This is a genomic window from Butyricimonas sp. DFI.6.44 (genome assembly GCF_022132345.1).
GTDB lineage: Bacteria > Bacteroidota > Bacteroidia > Bacteroidales > Marinifilaceae > Butyricimonas > Butyricimonas muris.
This window is the reverse complement of record NZ_JAKNJD010000003.1, coordinates 162,840-184,687: the sequence shown is the minus strand read 5'-3', so window position 1 is coordinate 184,687 and position 21,848 is coordinate 162,840. Positions and strand designations below refer to the sequence as shown.

Here is a 21,848-nt window from a genome sequence, read left to right as displayed (position 1 = left end):
TATTCTTAAATGAAACATTACCGGGAACAACACCTGCAAAATGTTTGTTCCCTATTTGTTATTGACAAGAAGTTGCTGCAAACAACTTCTTGTTTTATTTTTACTCTTTCACGATAACCGTCCGACCACTCACGTTAAATTGCACATCACCCGCTTTGGCTATAATTTCAAGCACTTCATCCAAACAAGTCTGTTTTTTCATGATACCGAAAAAACGTTTCTCTTTCAAACCCGGATTTTGATAAAACACCTCTACATCATACCAGCGTGCCACCTTCCGCATAATGGATTCCAAATCATCATTCCGGGAAACAAACAGCCCATCCTTCCAAGCCACGTAAGAGAATACGTCCACCGTCTCTATTCTCACCTCCCCGGACTGTTTATGCAAACGGAATTGTTCTCCCGGTACTATTCTCCGGAACACATCCTTCCTCTCTCCTTTTACATTTATCCCGACGCTTCCTTTCACCAAGGTTGTTTGCACGACATCCTCATCCCGATAAGCCATCACGTTAAACTCCGTTCCGAATACCTTCACCTCTTCCTGCAAAGTTTCAACGATAAAAGGTCTCTTCTCATCTCTGTAAACAACAAAATACGCCTCTCCTTCCAGAAATACCCTGCGTTCATTCATTCCAGTGAAAGACGTCGGGTAACGCAAACGGGAATCCGAATTCAAGTATATTTTCGTGCCGTCAACCAATTCCACGATATACTCTCCGGAAGGCGGAACAACCAGCTCGTTAAAAACAGGAGCCTCCGTAATAACCGTGTTTTGTCGATAACGCAAAACGCCATTCTCAACTTGAATCGCTACACAATCCTGTCCGACGGTTTTTTCCGAGAACGTGGAATCAATAACGATTTTTTGTCCCCCTCCCAATGAAAGTATCACATTCTTATGACCGGGGGAAAACCGGGAACCCGAATTAACTTCTTGAACATTCTTCGTGCGACCGTTTTGCCAATAAACCGTTCCGAGCATCACGGACAATAGCAAAGAAGCCGCAATTCCTCCCCAAGTCCATCGGTTCATATAACGATGTCGCTTTCCCCGAATACTTGCATATCCTTTCCGGACATCGACACGGGAACATTGTCTTTCCATAATCTTCTCCTGTTGCCGGCAAAAACGTTTATAATACAACCGATGTTCCTTGTTCTCGGCGTACCACGCATCAAATGCCTTCTGTTCCTCCGCGGAAAGAAGTTCCCCCGTCATTTTCCGGTAAAGAAGAGATACATTTATAAACTCCGATTCACTCATCTGTTTAAATTTTTACACCTATGACGTAAAAATGAAAAAACAGGGTGAACGAAAAATGAAAAAAATTATGGATTGAATAACTTTAAGATTGCTTTTCGTCTCATCTTCAGCAGAACAAAAGACAAAAAAAGATGTACATGCTGATCAGAAAGAGTCTCTCGTAAATCTTGATATGCTTTTTTCATGTGAGTTTTTACCGTGTTGACAGACAATCCCGTGACTTCCGCAATCCGCGGATAACTCATCCCCTCGTAGACACTCAACTTCAACACTTCCCGCCGTTGCTCCGGTAATTTTTCAATTTCCTCCTCGACCCTGCAAATCAATTTCTCCTGCTCCAACACATCAAAATCTCCCGTGTAGTAAGCCGCATCAAACAACTTCACGTCCAAAGGATCGGTAATCTTTAATTTACGTAGGTAATCCACGCACCCGTTCTTCACGCAACTATAAAGATAGGAACGGCTATACTCCACATTCTTTAAATCCTTTCGGGATAAAAGTGCTAAAAAAACATCCTGCACCATATCTTCCGCCGTTTTCAAATCCCCCACGTACCCCTCGGCAAATAAGACAAGGCGCTCGTAATACTTCTCAAATAATATGTCGAACTCACTTTTCACCGTATATACACTTTATCCACGGACAAAGATAAAGAATATAATTATTTCCCAACAACGGTGACACAATTTATTACCACAAACCACTTTATAACACAATTATCCCGCTACTGAACGGTAGCGGGATAACAAAGCATATTTATAATAAACGAATTGTTGCATTATCAATCATAAATCTCCTCCAGAACGGCGTCCAATTGCGCTCCCCGCATATCCGTTTTAAAAATACGTCCTTCCCTATCCAAAAGAATACACGTAGGAACACCCTGCACGTTATACACTTTAGCAACCGGACCGTTAAACTCTCCCGGATCATTCAATTGCGTCCAAACCATATTCTCCTCTTTCATGGCTTTTTTCCACTCCGCATCGTTCCGGTCGATAGAGATACTGATAATCTCGAAACCTTTATCCTTATATTCCTTGTATACTTCTCTCAGGTGAGGGATTTCTCCCCGACAAGGTCCACACCACGAAGCCCAGAATTCCAACATCGCGTATTTCCCCGCGGGCACGTATTCCGACAACTTCACTTTCTTCCCCTCCGGATTCACCAACTCAATATCTGGGTACTTGGCGCCCACGGCGATACGCTTTCCAACTTCCGCCATTTTCTTGAACTCGGTAGCCTTTTCCGTGTTTGGCCATGCTTTCTCCACCAAGGTTTCCAATTCATCTATCTGCCCCGGGGTGATACGGACGTACATATCCTGAAAATACTGTTTAGCCATATCAAACCCCACCACGGTCTGGATATTATTCTTCACGAATTCCCATTTCATATCAGCCAACTGCTTTTGTAGCTTCTCCATATCACGAGCCAACTCGATCCCTCTCTCCTTGTTGAAAATGCCATCCAGCGCCGGACGGTGATATTCTTCCAAATACTGTTCATACAAATCACCCGAACGGTTTCTCAACTCCCGTCCATCCGCCTGAAATTTCTGATAGAGGTCTTCCATCGCCGACCCGGTCACTTTCGGTGCCTTCTGCGGTTTATCACTCCAGTACATCGTGGGCAAACTATCAATATTTCCCGAAAAGCTAATCACTGAATTCTCCAAATAGAACGGACTATTCGTGACATTTCTCGGTGAGAATTCCTCTCCCTTTGGATTTCTGTCAATCTGTATCGTGTAGTACCCCGGCTCCGCAAGTACACCCTCGAACACAAACTTTCCATCCTTAATTACCGTACTGTCAATTAATTCCAATTGCGGGTAATCTATCCTATTCAATGTCACCTTCATACCCTCCGCATTACCGGAGATTTTCCCGTTAACAACATAACGGGGTGCCTTCTGGCAGGAATATCCCGCCAATAAACACGTTAAAACAATAATTACTGTCCTCATATACTTTTTTTATAATGGATTTTGTTCTAACAAATTATTTCCGGCCAATGCTGTTTGCGGCATCGGGAAAATCAACTGCTTATCCGAAACGACGGTCGGCTTCACGTCTGAAATCTTCAAGTCGCCCTCTATATGATAGCGTACCAAATCGAACCATTCTTCATAAACCTCCGCAATTAACTCCAACATCTTATGCTGCCGCACCATCTCCAGCAGTTGATTATCAGGAATCGTATTCACGTAATCCGTATCATACCCTGCACGATCGGTAATTTCCTTTAAACTTGCCCGAGCACCGGCATAATCATCATATCCGCGAATAGCGGCTTCCGCGTGAATCAAGTAAACCTCTGCCAAACGCAAATAAAAATAAGAATTTGACTGTCCATTCAGATCACTCTCGTTCAATGGATATTTTCCATTTAAATTCGGGCCATAAGTACTTGTTGCAAAAGTCACAGCAAACCGCAAATCAAATCCTGCTCCGGTCACCAAGTCACCATCTTTCACCCCACCCACTAACACATCAGCAACTTGTTGGGGATAACTTCCCGGCTTCGTTGACCTTATATTTGTAATCAACCTCTCTTTGAAACCCCAAGCATAAGCGGCAAATAAGGCTTCAGAAGAAGTATGTCCATGCTTGAATATATCCGCAAAATTAGTTTCCATCGTGTAACCATACCCTGCCGCTTCATCCAATACCTCTTTTGCCAAATCGGCAGCCTCTTTATATTTCTTTTGATATAATAAAACCTTCGACTTAAATGCCCTTGCCGTAAGATTACTAATATAATAATGTTCAGTCGGTTCTTCTGGTATCATTTTAATTGCATCCTCCACATCCTCCATAATATACTTGTAAGAATCCTCCACGGAACTCCTCACAGCTGCTTTATTCTCCGTCATGTGTCGTTTTACCAGTATGATCCCAAGGGTAGAATTTTCATCATAAAATTGTCCGTAAGCACGCAATAAAAAGAAATTTGCCATTCCCCGGAGGAATCGACATTCTCCAATCATCCGTGACGTACTGACAGAATCCAAACCTACGGCTCTCCCCTCTTCTAATTGTTCGCCTACGAGACTCGCATAATTCACGATAGCATAAAGCCCTTTATAATATTTTGCGATCGTTTCAGATTCTGGTTTGACCGTATTATCACTAAACACTGCCCTATCTGTCAGAGAACTTGCCGTTAATGACCCCGCCAATAATCCCATATTAGGAGTAATCATACTAATATCACTACTACGCCATAACTCGTACACGCCTCGTAAGGCAAGATCAGCAGACTTCGCATCCCGTATCAAAGAACTCTCGTCTAACTGATAATAGGGTTTTATGTTATCAATATCCCCGGTCAAATCACAGGATGCTAAACCCAAAAACCCGATGAAGGAATATAGTAAATATCTTAATTTCATACCATCTCTATTTATATTATTAAAAACTAACCTTGAGTCCAAAAGTAAATGTCTTACTTAAAGGATAATTGTCATTACTGAACACAGCCTGCGTGATCGGATTTCTACCCACGGTTACATCGTCTCCCATCAATTCAGGATCCAAACCCGGCCAATTCGACCATGTCCATAAATTAGATGTGCTCACGAACAATTGTGCACTTTCCAACCCAACCCGTTTTGCCCAAAGATTCGGCAAATTATAGGAAAGCGTGATATTCTTCAGCCGCAAATAAGAAGTCTTAAATACGTAACGGTCCGAAGTTCTATAATTTTTCCCGGGATCTGACACCAGTAATTGAGCGTACCGAGCATTCGTGTTTTCCGGCGTCCATGTATTATGATAAAATTCTCTGGGAATACTATATCCTAAATTTCCATAAGCAGACGTTGACAAATCATTTAACATAGCTTCCGCGCCTTGAGAGAATTGGAATACCACCGCCAAATTCCAATTTTTATAGGTAACCGAATTAAAGAAACCTCCGAAAAACTTCGGTTCCGGATTAGCTATCACTTTTCTATCATCGCTCGTGATACGTCCATCCCCGTCTAAATCGCGATATTTATAATCGCCGGCACTTGTACCTGACTCTTGGAAATAAATACTATTATCCGTCGGGTCAACCCCGTTTGCCAAACGTGCCTCGTAATTATAGCGATCAACCTCTTCATTCGACTGAAATATTCCATCCACGACATATCCTTTCATCACTCCCGCCGGATATCCCACGACAATTTGATCGACTTGGGAAGAGGACAGTGTAGCCCCGTGCAAATCTTTCACTTTATTCCGGTTAAAAGCAATATTAAAACTAGAAGTCCAACTCCAATCATCATTCCGAATAATATCGCTACTCACTTCCACTTCCAATCCTTTATTCGTCAAGTCCAGCAGATTTGAATAATATGTTATCGATCCCGTTTCAAGTGCCACGGGAGAAAGACTCAAAGCCCCATCCGTGAACCTGTAATAAGCATCTACACTCCCGTAAAGACGACGATTAAAAAATGAAAAATCTACTCCGCCATTATATTCTGTCGTCATTTCCCAACGCACATCTCGATTCGGGAACGCACCTTTCGGTAATACCGAAGGTTTTTGTGCCCATAGATCGTTGCTTGCCCTACCAAACAATTGTTTATAAACGAAATCGTCAATATTCGTCGATCCGGTCTGTCCCACGCTGAAACGCAATTTCAAATCATCCAATTTGGAAAAATCTTCCATGAAACGCTCGTTACTCATTCTCCAACCTAAAGAAAGCGAAGGAAAATACCCGCGTTTATTACCGGGTCCGAACTTAGAAGAAGCATCCGAACGGAAATTCACTTCAGCCAGATAACGATCCGAGTAAATATAACCGATACGGGCATACATGGAATTCAGACCGTTTACCGATTTACCATCACCGTAATATACAGCACTAGCTGCCGACCCAATATTGTTCAACACCTCATCGTCCGCAAAATCTTGGTAACCGGCATACTCACTCGTCGAGAAAGTACGATCCCATCCATACCCCACCATGAAACTCAAACGGTGGTCCTCAATATCCAAACTATAATCCGCCCGAAAATTAATAGATGTGTTTGAAACATCACTACTCGTTACATCACGGGTAGATGGATATGTACTTCCGCCAATAGCAGACCAATCTTCTTGGGTAAAAGCCGGAGTAAAACTACTGCCCTTGGATTGAAAATTTGCAATATTAATATCTCCCCGGACCTTCAACCCGTCTATAATACGATATTCCGCATAGGCACTCCCGATAAATTGATACATCTCCGACCTGTTGCTTATCTGTCTTTTAGCAACCGGATTAGCCCCATATACCGGCATCCCCCACGATGGACTAAGATCTATTTGTCCCCAATCCCCGTTTTCTTTTTTAACCGGTGCGTCCGGACGTATGTTCCAAACCTTGTAAAACTCATCTGCAGCTCCCGTGGCATCTTTCCGCTTAGATAACGAATACCCCATAGTCACCCCACTTCTCAACCGGTCGGTAACATTAGCATCCACGGCAAGACGACCGCCATATCGCTTAAAACCGTCATTAATATAAATACCATCTTGATTCACCGAATTGAATGAAAAAGAATAATTAATATTTTGACTGCCACCACTTATTCCCAAATTGAATTGTTGATTCGTGGCATTAGAATTCTCTATTTCTTTCACCCAGTTGGTATTAACATCACCAATAACTCCTTCCAAAAGACCATTATATGTCGTACTTAACGGAGTATAATAATCCACGTCATATACAACATCCAAATCACCCATAGTTAGCATATTACCGAGCATCATCCCACGTGTTCCCTCGTCTATCCGGTAACCACCGCCTATTTGGGCTGACTTTTGGGCATTCATTGCCTCAGCAGAATATTTCATCATCATATCCTGTACTTCCGCAAATTGAGCCGTATTCAACGGTTTGTACCTTTTCACCGGATTCGCCACCGTCACGCTATAACCTGCCGTCACGGTCAACTTCTCATTCCGTCTCCCGCTTTTAGTTTTCACGATAATTACACCGTTAGCCCCCCTCGAACCGTAAATCGCTGTAGCGGCGGCATCTTTCAACACGTCGATACTCTCGATATCATTCGGGGAAATCACCAATAACGGGCTCATCCCGCCTTGTTGCGAGAAAAACGGCACATCATCGATCACATACAACGGTTCATTCGAACTACCCGACACGGGCGAGGTAATACCTCTCACGTTGATCTTCGAGGGAGCACCCGGTGCACCGTTATTTTGTGTTACCAACACACCTTTCAACGCACCACCCAGCATCCCGTCAAAAGACGTTGCGCTACTGGAAAACTTACTCAATCGATCGGCATTAATCGAAGATACCGAACTCGTCACGTCATGCTTTGACTTCGTACCATAACCGATCACGACCACGTCACCCAGACTCACTTGCTCTTCCTCCAGAACCACGTTGATCTCTTTCTGTCCCGTGTAAGGAACTTCCTTGCTTTGCATTCCCACGAAAGAGAAGACAAGCGTAACATCCTGCCGTTCGGCAAAAGTCAGCGTGTAATTCCCGTCGATATCGGTAGCGACACCCACCGTTGTCCCCTTCACGATCACGGATACTCCCGGCAGGGGCAGACCGTCCTTATCTTTCACGTTACCGGTTACCCGGATCTCTTTCATTTCCTTTTTCACGTTATCTCTCGCCACTATCGCGATAGAATTTCCCTCGATAGTGTACGTGTAAGGAGTCCCTTCCAACACCTTGTTCAGCACGTTCTCCACCGTCTCCGCCGTCACATTCAACGTCACCGGCTTCAACTTATCCATCTGATCGTCGCTATACACGAAATTGTAAGTCGTTTGTTTACGGATTTCGGCAAACACTTGCTTGACCGCCGCATTCTTAAGATTAATAGTCACCCGTTGCGGTGATACAGAAGAGGAATTAGCCCAAAGATTCGTTACCATGCACAAACACAGCGTCATAATCACGAACACTTTGCAATAAATCCCCGCAAAAGCTTTCTTTTCTCGCGAATTTTTCATACTCTTGTAAATTAATTGATGATTCAATTGCCTAAACCTCCAATTTAGGCGGTTAACTTATTTACGACGGGAAGTGCTGGTAACACTTTCCGTCTCTTTATTTAGTAATGGTTATTTTATTTCCATCCACTTGAAATTTCACTAATAGCGTACGCTGAAGCAAATTCAACACGTCCCGGAAATCCTCGCTCCTGTCCACCCGTCCCGAGAACCGTTGGGAACGGGCATCATCAGCCGCGAACACCACCTCCACGTCATACCAGCGTCCCAATTTTTCCATAATCTGCTCCAGACTTTCACCCTCGAAAGAGAAATATCCCTCTTTCCATGCCACGTACGCCGAAGCATCCACTTCCGTCACCACACATTCCCCCGTTTCCGTATTCACCTCCGCCATCTCGTCCGGGCTCATCATCCGTTCTCTCGAAGCATGTTCCAAAGACCTTACTCCCACTCGTCCCTCTACCAGCACAGTCTGTACCTGCCGCGGGTCATAGCTGTTCACGTTAAACCGTGTCCCGTAAACCTTCACTTCCACCCCGTTCACGCTCACCTTAAACGGCTTCTTGTCCTTCGTCACCTCGAAATAAGCCTCCCCTTTCAAAGAAACCTCTCTCGTCGTGTCATTAAAAATCACCGGATAAGTAAATTCAGACTCGGAATTCAACCAAACGACAGTACCGTCTGCAAGCTCTACCCGAAACTCTCCCCCGCGAGGAATGATCAACGTATGGTGATCCGCTTTCTTTCCCTGATTTGTCGATTCCGTGTAAGCGATTCCATCCTTTCCCGAAGAAACTACTCCGCCCGCGAGTTGTTTCAACAAATTGCTCTCTTTCGCCAAATTCACCCGTGTTCCATCCCCCGTTACCAAAATCGGTTGCGCTTTCCCGTGAACCGCCACGGGCAACACATTCTCGGGCATCACCTCCCGCGAACCGTTCGCGTACCAGAAATACAACCCCACACCCAACAACATGATAAACACCGCCGCATAGCGAGTGAAATATACCAGACGTCGTTTACTATCTTTCCGCTTATTCTGCCGAAATTTATCCACGTACCGGTTCCGGTCATGTTGATACGTTTCCCCGGACAATCCCGCGATACCTTCCGAACGGTCAAACTTAGAAATCCGATTGTAAAAAGCCCGATGCTCCGGAGAAGCATCCAACCAAGCATTCAATTGCTCCTGCTCCTCTTTTGTCAAATCCTCTGCAAGACTCTTCCTAATTAGCGTCCATTCCAAAGATTCATCGTTTCTCTTTTCCATAGTTTTCGGGTTTAATTTTTATTAAGACGCCTCAAAAGAGAAAAAGGTTAAGACAAAATATCATTATTTTTTGATAAAAATTTTCAAGGTAGCGCATACCAACAAACAAAATACTAATTAACAACTAATTAGCAAATGAAAAATCGGATAAAAAAATTACCAATAAAAGAGTCGCCTGCGGCGAGTTACAAGTTACAAGTTGCATTTGCCTTCGGCAAGTTACAACTCGCCGAAAGCGACTCTAGCCCCTTAAAACAAAGCGAACAACAATAAACGATCTTTCAGATAAGGCAATTTTTCCCGGATCATTCGGATAGCCCCGTTCATCTGAACCTTAGCACTATTTTCCGAAATCCCTAATTTTTCGGCTATCTCCTTAAACTTGTAATCCTCGGTGACACGCAAACGAAAAACTTCTTTCATCCCCGGGGGCATCTTATCGACAATTACCTGCAACTCGTCCAACACGGAGCCGTCCTCTATCGCATCCACGGTATCCGAATACAGGTGGGCTTCCAGTACATTTTGTTTATACGAGTCTTTGATTTTCAGATTCCGAAGGAAACTCAGACAACGATTCCTCACTGCCATAAACAGATAGGCCTTTACCGAAGTCGTTATATTCAACACCTCGCTCTTCTCGAAAAGATCCGTGAACAAATCCTGCACGATATCATGAGCTGCCTCGGGATCGCATAAATAATTGGCAGCGAAACGATACAAACGGTTATAATATTGCTCGAACAAGAAAACATAAGCCTTCTCCTCCCGGTTCTTTAATTGTTTCACGAGCAAAATATCGTTTTCGTCCATAAAGTGATAGAGTAAGTCCTACAAAGATAACATACGCGAGTTAAAAAGCAAAATATACTCGAAACAATAAGAATACGGTAGAAAATTCCATAATAATAGCGTATCAATTCCGGTTCAATTCCGTCATGAACGCTATACGAACCCTATATGAACCCTATACGAACCCTATTTATAATAGCGTTCATAAAGGGTTATAAAAGCTTACTTAAAGTTTTTTACACGGAAATGAACCGGAAGTGATCTACTACTATAGTTGATTTCTTCTATATAATGGATAGTACTTCCTCATAACTTCCCACTGAATATCAGACAAAAAAAAGAAATTAGAATTTGTATTCCTCAACAGAACCTATACCCTCGGCAATCTCTTTGATTATACCTTTTTCCACGTAAACCGGACGGGCATATTTCCGTACTATCGGGCGGTAGTGTTCAAAAATCAAAGAAGCTATAAAACAACAGGCACCTGACAACAGGATAATATTCTGCAATCCCGCGCACTTCTCGATAGCCCCCAACACCATACTTCCCACGGGTGCCATACCCGTGAATGCCATAGCCATATACCCCATTACCCGTCCCCGCTTATCTTCCCGCGACAGCGTTTGCAACAAAGTGTTGATGGAAGCTACCGCCGCGATAATCATGAACCCGACAGGCACACACAAGACAGCCGCCACCCACGGCACGGTCACGAAAGACATCACGGCAAGACCGATTCCCAGCAACGCGCCGGAGAGCATAACCACTTTTCCCAATCCCAACACGCTCTTCCGTGCCGCGAGATATAAAGCCGCGATAAACGACCCGACACCCACGCACGACAGTAACAACCCCAGCATCTCGCTCTCCCCACCCAAAATGGTCTTCACGTAAGCGGGAATAAACGTCATCAACGGCAAACCGAAAAAGCTAATCGCGCTCATCAACAACAACAGCGAACGGATAGGCATATCGTGTGCCACGTACAGGAATCCATCCCGCATATCTTCCCACACCCGTTGTTTCACGACGGTTTCCCGGTTCGGTTTTATCCGCATCATCAATAAGGCGATAATCACGGCGATATAACTGACACCGTTCAACAGAAAGCATATTCCTTCGCCCAACAAGCCGATCAGCACACCTCCCACGGCAGGACCTATCAAACGGGAACCGTTGATCACGGCGGAATTCAAGGCGATAGCGTTACCCAATTTCTCCGCAGGCACCAGACTCGGGTAGAACGACTGGCGGGTAGGATTATCCAAAGCATTGATCAACCCGATAAGCAGGCTCAACACCATAATGTGCCACACTTCGATCCAGCCCGTTAGCGTCAATAATGCCATCAGCAAGGCTTGCACCATAGACAGCGATTGCGTCACGACCAGCAAAGCCCGCCGGTTGAAACGATCGACAAAGACACTCATGTAAGGAGTCACGACCAGCACGGGGATTTGCGCCATAAACGTGACCGTCGCCAACAGGAACACGGATCCCGTCAGGCGGAATACCAACCAGCTCATGGCTATCTGCTGCATCCACGTTCCGACGAGTGACACGCATTGTCCCCCGAAATAAAGCCTGAAATTACGATTCTTCAGCGACGCAAACACCTGGGAGAAAGCCCCCGAGTTATTCGGCAATAACTCACGAAGCCCTCGCCAACCGCCCAAGAATTTATGTTTGTCACCACTTTTATTCATGTTTTACAAAAGTAGTTAGTTTTTACTTGAATCATGAAGCAACGCAGAAGAATTTTGGTTACTTTCGCGTAAAGATTAGGGTACATCATGACACTACAAACAGAAAATAGATTATCCGTGGCAGAAGCACAAGCCATTTGCTTGAGGAATAATATTCCTTTCTACTCTTATCGCCTGCCCGGTTCGCATGAAGTCGTATTCGGGGCACAATTGACCAATAACATCCGCCTTTTTAAAGGATTCGAAAAACACCGGGGCGAGAAAGGCTTCATCATCACCCCTTTTAATCCCGCGTCATGGAGTTTCCCCTTCTTCATACAGGCAGACCTGACGTTCACGGACTATCTCACGGATCAAGAAGCTATCGTTAATCTCCGGAATACCGTGTTCAACACGCCGGGACGTATTTTCACCAAGCAGGATTGCGAGCATTTCGAGTATCTGGACGAATTGCGCACCCTAATCGCCACGTTGAAACGGGAGGGAATGCGAAAAGCGGTACTATCCCGCACGATCACCATCCCGTGTGATTCCCTGCGGATAGCTCCCGTGTTGTTTGAACAGATGAGGCAATACCATCATGCCTTTCTTTTCTTTGCTGCCATTCCCGGCAAATGCGCGTGGATGGGAGCTTCGCCGGAGACTTTCTTGAAATACGATCGCAACGGATTTTTCTCTATGTCGCTTGCCGGCACGCAACCCGTGTCTACCGCACAGAACCCGCCGCAATGGGGAGAGAAAGACATCGAGGAACAACAAATAGTAACCGATTATATACAAAATACTTTAAAGCAATTTTTCACCCGCCATCTCGAAACGGAAGGACCGATCACGCTTCAAGCGGGCAACGTGTTCCACCTCTGCACCTTTTTCAGAAGTGACGAACAGATTCCACCCGACCGGATCGACGAACTGGTCACACAATTACACCCTACCCCGGCCGTTTGCGGTATTCCCAAGAAACGGGCGATGCAAGTAATAACCGAAATCGAGAAGCAGGAACGGGGATATTATGCCGGGTACCTCGGCCCGTTACAGGCAACCGGGGCGTTTGACCTTTTTGTCAACCTGCGCACGATGGAGGTATTCGACGATGCCTTGAAACTATACGTGGGCGGAGGTATCACCCCATTGTCCGACCCGGAAACCGAATGGCAGGAAACTTGTCAAAAAGCCGATACATTACTCAATTTGATTCGCCAGATCAACTATGGAAAAACTACATTCTGATATCGAGAGCGTTCGCGTGCTCGTGAGCCTGCTCGTGCAAAAAAGAGTACGCCACGTCGTCCTCTCGCCCGGTTCCCGCAACGCGCCGTTGGTGGTGTCAATCGCCCGGGAAAGACGCATACTCCACCGTGTCATCACGGATGAACGCTCCGCCGCTTTCTTTGCCCTCGGGATGGCTCAACAAAGTGGTGAACCCGTGGCACTTGTCTGTACTTCGGGTACGGCTTTGTTGAATTACGCGCCTGCCGTGGCAGAAGCTTATTATCAAGGAGTGCCGCTTATCGTCATTTCGGCCGACCGTCCCGCGGAATGGATTGATCAGGATGACAGCCAGACAATCCGGCAACAAGGCGCACTCGACCGTTTTGTCAAGAAAAGCTACCAACTGCCCGCGGCGATAGCAAACGAAGAGGAGCATTGGTACACGAACCGCATGATTAACGAGGCTATCAACCTGACGAGACTTCCCCGCAAAGGTCCAGTCCATATAAATATTCCCCTGCGGGAGCCCTTGTACGAGTTTCACCAAAAAACACTTCCGGCGGAACGTGTCATTGAAGCGACTCCTTCAAGAAATGTTTTCCCGGACGAAATTATAAACCAACTGAGGCAGGAGTTCGCGTCTTCGACCAACGTGATGATCATCGCGGGATTTCAAGCTCCCGATCCCGTTTTACAACGACATATCGAACAACTCGCGGGATTCCCGAACACGGTAGTTCTCACGGAAAGCGTGGCTAACTTGACTACTCCTTGTTCCTTCTCGACTATCGACCGTATTATCTCGACCGTGCGTCCGGGGGAAGCCGGGGCATACGCTCCCGATTTACTCATCACGTTCGGGGGAGCCATTATCTCCCGCATGATAAAGGCGTTTATCCGCGAGCATCCGCCCCGCGTACATTGGCATATAGACGAACGTGCCACCCCGCCGGACACGTACAAGTCCATGACACGGCACCTGCAAACAAATACCGGGGAGTTTTTTAAACAATTCCTGTCAACACCGCTTCCCTTGATATCCGCTTCCGGCTACGCGTGGAAATGGTTGCAAAAAGCGGAATCGGCGACAACGAAACACGAGGCATATATAAACCGCATCCCGTGGTGTGACCTGAAAGCATTTTCCGTGTTGATGCCCGAGTTGCCCGCCGATAGCCACCTGCAACTCGGGAACAGTACTCCCATCCGTTACGCCCAGCTTTTCCGCTATTCCCAAGTATCCCGTTCGGATGCCAACCGCGGAACCAGCGGCATTGACGGATGTACCTCTACCGCTATCGGGGCAGCCTGTTCTTTTGACGGGACGACAACCCTCATCGTGGGGGATAACAGTTTCCTGTACGACTCGAACGCTCTTTGGATGAAACAGATACCAGCCCGCCTGCGAATCATCGTGATGCAGAACGGCGGAGGCGGAATCTTCCGTTTCCTCCCGGGACCGTCGGCATTGCAGGAGGTGGAAAAGTATTTCGAAACACCGCATAAGGTGAACCTGAAACAATTGGCAAAAACCCATAATTTCGAGGTTTACAAGGTCGACAATGAAGCTGCTTTACGGGAAATCCTACCCGTTTTTTACGGACCGTCACAACGTCCGGCGGTATTGATTGTCGAGACCCCGGGGGAAATAAACGGCGAGATTCTGAAAAAATATTTCGAGGCTTTGAAATAGACTTGGAAGTAATTTATTATCTTTAAATCGTGGAAATGAAAAAGAAATTAATCGGATTAAAGATTTTAAGCATTCTTTCTCTCGTTATCCTTTTATCAGGGTGTAATGATGATGAAGAAAAGATTAGCGCCAAGCAAATCCGACAAGCTCTATTCGATATGAAAGGGACATATCATGGTTCCATTGAAGTTGCATTTTATCACGGGGATGAAATCAAAAAGATTGACAACGCCAAAGCCAAATCACGCAATTCACTTTCATTCGTGATGCCGCTTGCACCCATTGCCGACATCATCGACGACAAGCAGGTTGCTAAGACCCTACGTGACATTGAAGAAGTGGAAGTCAAAGCCGAATACGAATTTTTACAAATTGACAACGATGGATACTCCGTGCATTTTGTACTTATTCCGGAAAACATTGTCATTCCCGCCAATGGAAACACGCCGGACATTACGATAGTCCTCGCCGACACGTTCGGCGGTGATTTTGAGAAAGCCTTTAATTTTATCATGTTCAATGTTTCTCCTAAAGAAATTTTAGTGGGAGGCACCAAACTTGATTCTTTCAAACAACTTGTCTATCACTTCAGAGGAGAGTATGAATAATCTAGCTTACAGTATGTAAATATTAAAACCATAAGAATATGTCAAAACGAAACTGGACTACTATCAAAGAATACGAGGATATTAAATTTGAGTTCTTCGAGGGAATAGCCAAAATCACGATTGATCGTCAGGAAGTGTATAACGCTTTTCGACCGCAAACCAATTTTGAAATGTTGGATGCCATGAATATTTGCCGCGAACGCGGTGATATCGGGGTGGTGGTACTCACGGGGGCAGGGGATAAAGCCTTCTGCTCGGGAGGCGACCAAAAGGTGAAAGGCGTGGGTGGATATATTGACGAGAACGGGGTACCCCGGTTGAACGTGCTCGACCTACACAAAGCTATCCGTTCACTTCCGAAACCCGTGATTGCCATGGTCAACGGTTACGCCATCGGGGGCGGACACGTGCTGCACGTGGTGTGTGACCTTACTATCGCTTCCGAGAATGCCCGTTTCGGTCAGACCGGCCCGAAGGTGGGGAGTTTCGACGGGGGATTCGGTTCCTCTTATCTTGCCCGTCACGTGGGACAGAAGAAAGCACGGGAAATATGGTTCCTGTGCCGCCAGTACACGGCAAAAGAAGCCGAAGAGATGGGTATGGTGAATAAAGTGGTTCCCTTCGAGCAACTGGAAGACGAAACCGTGGAATGGTGCAAAACAATCATGCAACGAAGTCTCATGGCAATTCGCATGATTAAACGGGCATTGAACGCGGAACTCGACGGACAACACGGGATAATGGAATTTGCCGGAGATGCCACCCTCATGTATTATCTGATGGAAGAGGCACAAGAGGGTAAAAATGCCTTTTTGGAGAAAAGGGACCCGGATTTCCAACAATTTCCCAAGTTTCCTTGACAGCAGGGGCTATAAAATTTGTCATCATCAAGTATCAATATCCGTTCGTTTATTAAACGAAAAAAGATATTTTGTAGTTACAAACGTAATACATTGAAAATAAGCAAATATTCAAAATTCAATCAAAAAGTAAAGAACACAAAAAACAATATCAATAAACGAACGTTTAATAATATAGAATTACCCATGGTAGTACATTGATAATGATAGAAAAAGGTAGTCATACGACTGAAAATGCTAAAAATGAAAAGGCTCAGATAGACCAATCACTATTGGACGCATTAATCAAAGGAGAGGAAGCGGCTTTCGAGAAAATATATAAAAGCTATTTCGCTCTCCTTCGAAACTATTCTGCCTCTATCGTGGGTGATTCCGATGCGGCTTACGAAATTATTCAAAATATCTTTGTCGCCTTATGGGAAAACCGTAAAAATCTTGACCGGGAGAAATCTCTCCGCAATTACCTTCTTCGCAGCGCGCACAACAATTCCTTGCGTTATCTCAAAACCCAATCTCTCCACCTACAACATCAAGAAAACCTCAAAAAGGAAAAAAGCGAAGAGGAACAAGAAAACGTGATCCGACACGAAGAATATCCCGATCCCGAACAACAATTATCCGCTTTACTGAATGAATTACCGGAAAGAAGCCGACAAGTGGTGATCATGAGTCATATCGAGAACAAGAAAAGTGCCGACATTGCCCGAGAATTAGGCATTTCCGTCCGAACGGTAGAAACCATTCTCTACCAAGCAATGAAAAAACTTCGGGGAAAAATAAAAAAATAATATTTCCGAATACGTAGTTTCGGGAAGTCAGGTATTATATATATACTTTAGTGAATAGTGCGAATGAAAACAGATGCAGACAAATATTTGAATCGCCCCATCGGGGAAAATGAAGATGAGTTGCTGGATGAAATCTGGAACTCTCTCCCGGAAGAGGAGTGCGAGGAACATATATTGAACGAGAATTACCAAGACGTGAAAAGCAGAATCCGCCAGAGAAGAAATACCCGCCGGATGTATTGGATTTCCGGCAGTGTTGCCGCGGCTTGCGTGTTCGTGTTCCTGTTTCTGTTGTTCCGTCCCACTGCCTTGCAAGATGTTCCGGTATACGCCCAACTCGATAACATGGGAGTATCCGTTTGCAACGAACAAGTGCAGTTGATTGTCGGGGATTCTGCCGTTTCAAACTTGGGAAGCGACGCAAAGATAAATGTAGACAAACATTCGAATGTCGCACTGCAATCTGCCGACGGGAAAAAGATCATGCTGCAAGAGGCTAAAGTATTGAAAATATATGTCCCCTCGGGCAAGCATTTCAATCTTGAATTAACAGACGGGACACGTATCGTGCTAAACGCCGACACGTGGTTCGAGTACCCGTCGACGTTTGACTCCCAATCTGAACGCAGGGTGAAAATCAACGGAGAGGGATTCTTTGAAGTGAAAAGCGATACGACGAAACCTTTCTACGTGGAGATTCCCAACGGGGAATCGATTCGGGTACTCGGTACCTGTTTCAACGTATCGGCTTATGAAGACAACACGGAAAACGTGACCACGTTACTTTCCGGTAAAATAGCTTATCACGTTCCGGCGAACAATCAAACGGTGACTTTATCACCGAACGAGCAAATTCGCGTGGACAAAGGAACGAACACGGTAAAAAAACACGAGGTAGATGCTGCGGAATACGCCATGTGGAAAGAGGGCGTAATTTATTTCAACAACGAGAAACTAAGTGTGTTAGCTAAAAAATTGTCCAGAATGTACGGTATCGATATTCAGGTATCGGAGGAACACCACGATTCCCGTTTTTCGGGGATGATCCGACACGAGCGGGGAATCGACTATATCACGAGGTTAGTAACAACGACAAGTAATATCAAATGTATTATTGAGAACGGGATTATATATTTGAAGTAGGTAAGAAAGGAGATAACGATTAATAAATCATAGTTAGAGGAACTCCCTCAATATCAATAATAAAACTTTATTGAAAAATAAAGTTCAAGACTTTGTATGCTTAAAAAAAATGAAAACTCGAGTATAAATAAATATCAATTAACACTAAATCAACATGAAAAAAGACAAATCATTTAGTCTGAGCCGGATGATACCCCGGGATAAACTCCGGGGAAAGATCCTCCTGCCGGTATTCCTGCTTATAGTGCTTTGCAGTTTTACGCGGGTAAGTTACGCTCAAGAGGCACAACTAAATTTAAAACTGGAAAATTCCACGTTACTGGATGCCTTGAAGAAAATCGGGACAGCCACGGGAATGGAATTCTTTTATAATGCCGGACAAATCAGTACTTCCAATAAACGAATCACGAGAGAATTCAAGAATACCCCGTTAAAGACGGCGTTGGAATATGTTTTGGACGAAACTCCTTTTACGTTCAAAATTGAAGATAAGACGATTATCATCACGCAACGTCCGGCGGAACCTCAAAAGCCCCGAACGAGAATCATCGAATTGAAAGGGGTTGTCGTAGACGGCGACACGCAGGAATCATTACCGGGAGTAACCGTCATGGTCGAAGGGACAACCAAAGGGACTGCCACTAACACGGACGGACAATTCACGTTTCCTCTCGATTCGGCAGAGTATAATATTATTTTCTCGTACATCGGTTACGAGCGCCAAATAAAGAAATTTACCGGAAGCAATATGGCGGATTTTCAGAAAATCGTGCTCGTGCCTGCCGTTGAAAAAATCGAAGACGTGGTGGTGACCGGAATCTACCGGAGAAAGAAAGAGAGTTTCACCGGAGCGGCAAGCACGTATAAGGTGGAAGATTTGAAAGCCGCAGGAACGCAAAATGTACTCCAAAGTATCAGAACTCTCGACCCCTCTTTCAAGATTAATGTCAATAATCAATTCGGATCAGACCCGAACCGGCTGCCGGACGTGGAGATACGGGGCAAGAGTAGTGTCATGGGATTGAAAGAAGAGTACGGTACCGACCCGAACCAACCGTTGTTTATATTGGACGGTTTCGAAACGGATTTGCAGACTGTCATGGATTTGAACATGAACCGGGTTGCATCCGTAACACTATTGAAGGATGCCGCTTCCACGGCAATTTACGGTTCGAGAGCCGCCAACGGCGTACTGGTTATCGAAACGAAAGCTCCGGAAAAAGGAGTGCTTTCCCTCTCGTACAAGGGTGATTTCAGCGTCACCATGGCTGACTTGTCGGACTACAACCTGATGAACGCACGGGAGAAATTGGAGTTTGAAACCAGAGCGGGCAGGTACACCAGTACCAGCAGCAATCCGATGGATCAGGTCACGCTGGACAATCTCAGAAATCAACGTTTACAAGACATCGAACGCGGTGTTAACACCTACTGGCTCAGCGAACCGATTCGCACGGGTTTCGTTCAGAAACACAACCTTTATGCCGAAGGAGGCGAGGAACGCATCCGGTACGGGCTGGGGTTAAGTTACGGCAACACGCAAGGAGTGATGAAAGGTTCCGACCGTCAAACGATAAGCGGAAATATCGACTTGGTTTACCGTACCGGGAAATTCCAGTTCAGTAATAAATTTATACTGGATTACATGAAAACGAATAACCCGGCTGTTCCTTTCTCAGAATACGCGAAAGCCAATCCTTATTTCAGAAAATACAACAGCGAAGGCGGTATCGACAAATATTTATACTACACGGAAGACCCCGAAGAATATTCCGTACCCAATCCCTTGTGGAACGCTCACCTGAATAATTACGACGTGCAGGATCAATTCGGGTTCACGAATAATTTTATCCTCGAATGGTTTGCCACGAATGACCTGCGTGCAAGAGCCAAGTTCGGAATTACCAAAAACAATTCGACAGCCGAGGTACGTCTTTCCCCGCAACACAGTGATTTTGATGAGATGAGCGAGACGGAGAAAGGACTCTACACGAATGCTCAAACGAAAAATTTGAATTACGAAGGAGATATTTCGGTTACCTACGGACGCCTGTTCGCCGGGAAACACATGGTAAATGCTGTTGCCGGATTCAATTTCAGCACCAAGGAAAACACTCGAAACGGTTATAAGGCTATCGGCTTCACGGAAGATGAATTTGACGCCCCGTCTTTCACGAACAGCTACCCGGCAGGCTCTAAGCCGACTTACACGGAAAGCAAAACACGTGCCGCCAGTTTTTATATCAACGGGGGATACGCTTATGACAATCGTTATCTGTTTGATTTCAACTACCGCAGTGACGGTACTTCCGTGTTCGGGACAAACAACCGTTTCAGAAACACGTGGTCTGTCGGTTTAGGCTGGAACATCCACGCCGAGAAATTCATGGAGAATTGCGATTTCTTCCAGTTATTAAAACTCAGAGGTTCGGTCGGGAACCCGGGGAACCAGAATTTCGCTTCTTACCAAGCATTCTCGACCTACGCTTTCACGCACTGGATGAGCAATATTTTCGGAACCGGAGTTATTCTCGAAGGCTTGGGCAATCCCGATCTGGCATGGCAGGAAACTATCAATTACAGTTTGGGAACCGATATCACGATGCTGAACGAGCGAGTGAACCTCACCTTGGATTTGTACCGGAAAAAGACCGATCCGCTGGTAGCAGCCATCACGACACCGAGCTCTATCGGGGTGAAGAGTGTTATGATGAACATGGGACAACTGAAAACAGACGGTATTGAAGTAACGTTAAAAGTTTCTCCCATTTACCGCCCGCAAGAGCGTTTTGTATGGAATATCAGCCTCAACGGGACGCACGCCAAATCAAAATATTCGAAGATAGGGAACAGGTTACAATCGATGAACGAACAGAATCAAGCGAACCTGAACACGACCAGATACTATGACGGCGGAAGCCCTACCGATATTTGGGCAGTAAGATCGGCAGGTATCGATCCGGCAACAGGTCAGGATCTATTTATCAAGAAAGACGGGACTTACACCTTCGCGTATGACAAGAATGACGAGGTGGTGGTCGGGAATACCGAACCGAAACTGGAAGGAGTGCTCGGCACAACCCTTTACTATAAAGGTTTCTCGTTCGGATGTTACCTGCGTTACCGGTTAGGAGGTCAGGTTTTCAATAGCGCTCTTTACGAAAAAGTGGAAAATATCGACCGGGAAGGGATCAATTATAATCAGGATAAACGGGCTTTGTACGACCGTTGGAGTACCCCGGGACAAGAGGCTAAATTCAAAAGAATCTCTCTTTTCCAAACGACCGAAACTTCTTCCCGATTCGTGATGGACGAGAACACGCTGAGCGGAGAGTCTTTCAACGTCGGTTACGAGTTCACCCAACCTTTCATCAAACATGTCGGGTTGTCCACATTAACCGTGCAAGCGAACATGAACGATATTTTCAGAGTTTCGTCGGTAAAGAGCGAGCGAGGCATTGACTACCCGTTCGCACGCACGATGTCATTCTCTATATCTGCAACCTTTTAAACG

15 protein-coding genes are annotated in these 21,848 nt (G+C 45.4%); 7 read left to right on the top strand and 8 right to left on the bottom strand.

The genetic code is table 11. From position 1 onward, the window contains the following. Positions 1–100 precede the first annotated feature (100 nt). The 8 genes from L0M98_RS05890 to L0M98_RS05855 all read right to left on the bottom strand — a co-directional run bounded on the left by L0M98_RS05890 (position 101) and on the right by L0M98_RS05855 (position 12,030). Positions 101–1,270 carry a FecR family protein gene (locus L0M98_RS05890; RefSeq protein ID WP_227216477.1) on the bottom strand — a complete coding sequence of 390 codons (1,170 nt, stop codon included), beginning with the start codon at positions 1,268–1,270 and terminating at the stop codon, positions 101–103. Positions 1,271–1,335: 65 nt separating this feature from the next. Beyond that, entirely contained in the window at positions 1,336–1,893 is a 558-nt protein-coding gene (locus tag L0M98_RS05885) for an RNA polymerase sigma-70 factor (RefSeq protein WP_099291480.1), read from the bottom strand. Positions 1,894–2,054: 161 nt separating this feature from the next. Next, positions 2,055–3,245 carry a TlpA disulfide reductase family protein gene (locus L0M98_RS05880; protein WP_227216475.1) on the bottom strand — a complete coding sequence of 397 codons (1,191 nt, stop codon included), beginning with the start codon at positions 3,243–3,245 and terminating at the stop codon, positions 2,055–2,057. 9 nt (positions 3,246–3,254) lie between these two features. Further along, complete coding sequence (locus tag L0M98_RS05875) at positions 3,255–4,673, bottom strand: RagB/SusD family nutrient uptake outer membrane protein (protein ID WP_227216472.1); 1,419 nt, start codon at positions 4,671–4,673, stop codon at positions 3,255–3,257. Between the two features lie 19 nt (positions 4,674–4,692). Further along, complete coding sequence (locus tag L0M98_RS05870) at positions 4,693–8,256, bottom strand: TonB-dependent receptor (protein ID WP_227216463.1); 3,564 nt, start codon at positions 8,254–8,256, stop codon at positions 4,693–4,695. Positions 8,257–8,353: 97 nt separating this feature from the next. Next, positions 8,354–9,529: a FecR family protein gene (locus L0M98_RS05865; RefSeq protein WP_227216461.1), complete on the bottom strand. Its 1,176-nt coding sequence runs from the start codon at positions 9,527–9,529 to the stop codon at positions 8,354–8,356. 249 nt (positions 9,530–9,778) lie between these two features. Continuing rightward, the gene (locus L0M98_RS05860; protein WP_099291475.1) at positions 9,779–10,342 is read right to left on the bottom strand and encodes an RNA polymerase sigma-70 factor; all 564 of its coding nucleotides are present in this window, start codon (positions 10,340–10,342) and stop codon (positions 9,779–9,781) included. A gap of 323 nt (positions 10,343–10,665) precedes the next feature. Then, positions 10,666–12,030, bottom strand: coding sequence for an MFS transporter (locus L0M98_RS05855; protein ID WP_227216459.1), 1,365 nt, complete (start codon positions 12,028–12,030; stop codon positions 10,666–10,668). An 87-nt stretch (positions 12,031–12,117) separates the two neighbouring features. Here L0M98_RS05855 and L0M98_RS05850 point away from each other — a divergent pair, with 87 nt between their 5' ends. The 7 genes from L0M98_RS05850 (at position 12,118) to L0M98_RS05820 (ending at position 21,845) form a co-directional block, all read left to right on the top strand. Further along, entirely contained in the window at positions 12,118–13,260 is a 1,143-nt protein-coding gene (locus tag L0M98_RS05850) for an isochorismate synthase (RefSeq protein WP_227216457.1), read from the top strand. Continuing rightward, a complete protein-coding gene (menD, locus tag L0M98_RS05845; protein ID WP_227216455.1) occupies positions 13,241–14,935 on the top strand; it encodes a 2-succinyl-5-enolpyruvyl-6-hydroxy-3-cyclohexene-1-carboxylic-acid synthase in 1,695 nt (564 codons plus the stop codon). Before L0M98_RS05850 ends, menD begins: the two co-directional genes overlap by 20 nt. Before the next feature lie 35 nt (positions 14,936–14,970). Further along, positions 14,971–15,543: a DUF4840 domain-containing protein gene (locus L0M98_RS05840; protein WP_227216453.1), complete on the top strand. Its 573-nt coding sequence runs from the start codon at positions 14,971–14,973 to the stop codon at positions 15,541–15,543. A gap of 38 nt (positions 15,544–15,581) precedes the next feature. Continuing rightward, positions 15,582–16,403 (top strand): 1,4-dihydroxy-2-naphthoyl-CoA synthase, encoded by an 822-nt coding sequence (menB, locus tag L0M98_RS05835; RefSeq protein WP_227216451.1) that lies wholly within the window; start codon positions 15,582–15,584, stop codon positions 16,401–16,403. A gap of 203 nt (positions 16,404–16,606) precedes the next feature. Continuing rightward, a complete protein-coding gene (locus tag L0M98_RS05830) occupies positions 16,607–17,191 on the top strand; it encodes an RNA polymerase sigma-70 factor (protein WP_099291469.1) in 585 nt (194 codons plus the stop codon). A 63-nt stretch (positions 17,192–17,254) separates the two neighbouring features. Further along, positions 17,255–18,334, top strand: coding sequence for a FecR family protein (locus L0M98_RS05825; protein WP_227216449.1), 1,080 nt, complete (start codon positions 17,255–17,257; stop codon positions 18,332–18,334). A gap of 154 nt (positions 18,335–18,488) precedes the next feature. Continuing rightward, entirely contained in the window at positions 18,489–21,845 is a 3,357-nt protein-coding gene (locus L0M98_RS05820) for a SusC/RagA family TonB-linked outer membrane protein (RefSeq protein WP_227216447.1), read from the top strand. The last annotated feature ends 3 nt before the right edge of the window (positions 21,846–21,848 follow it).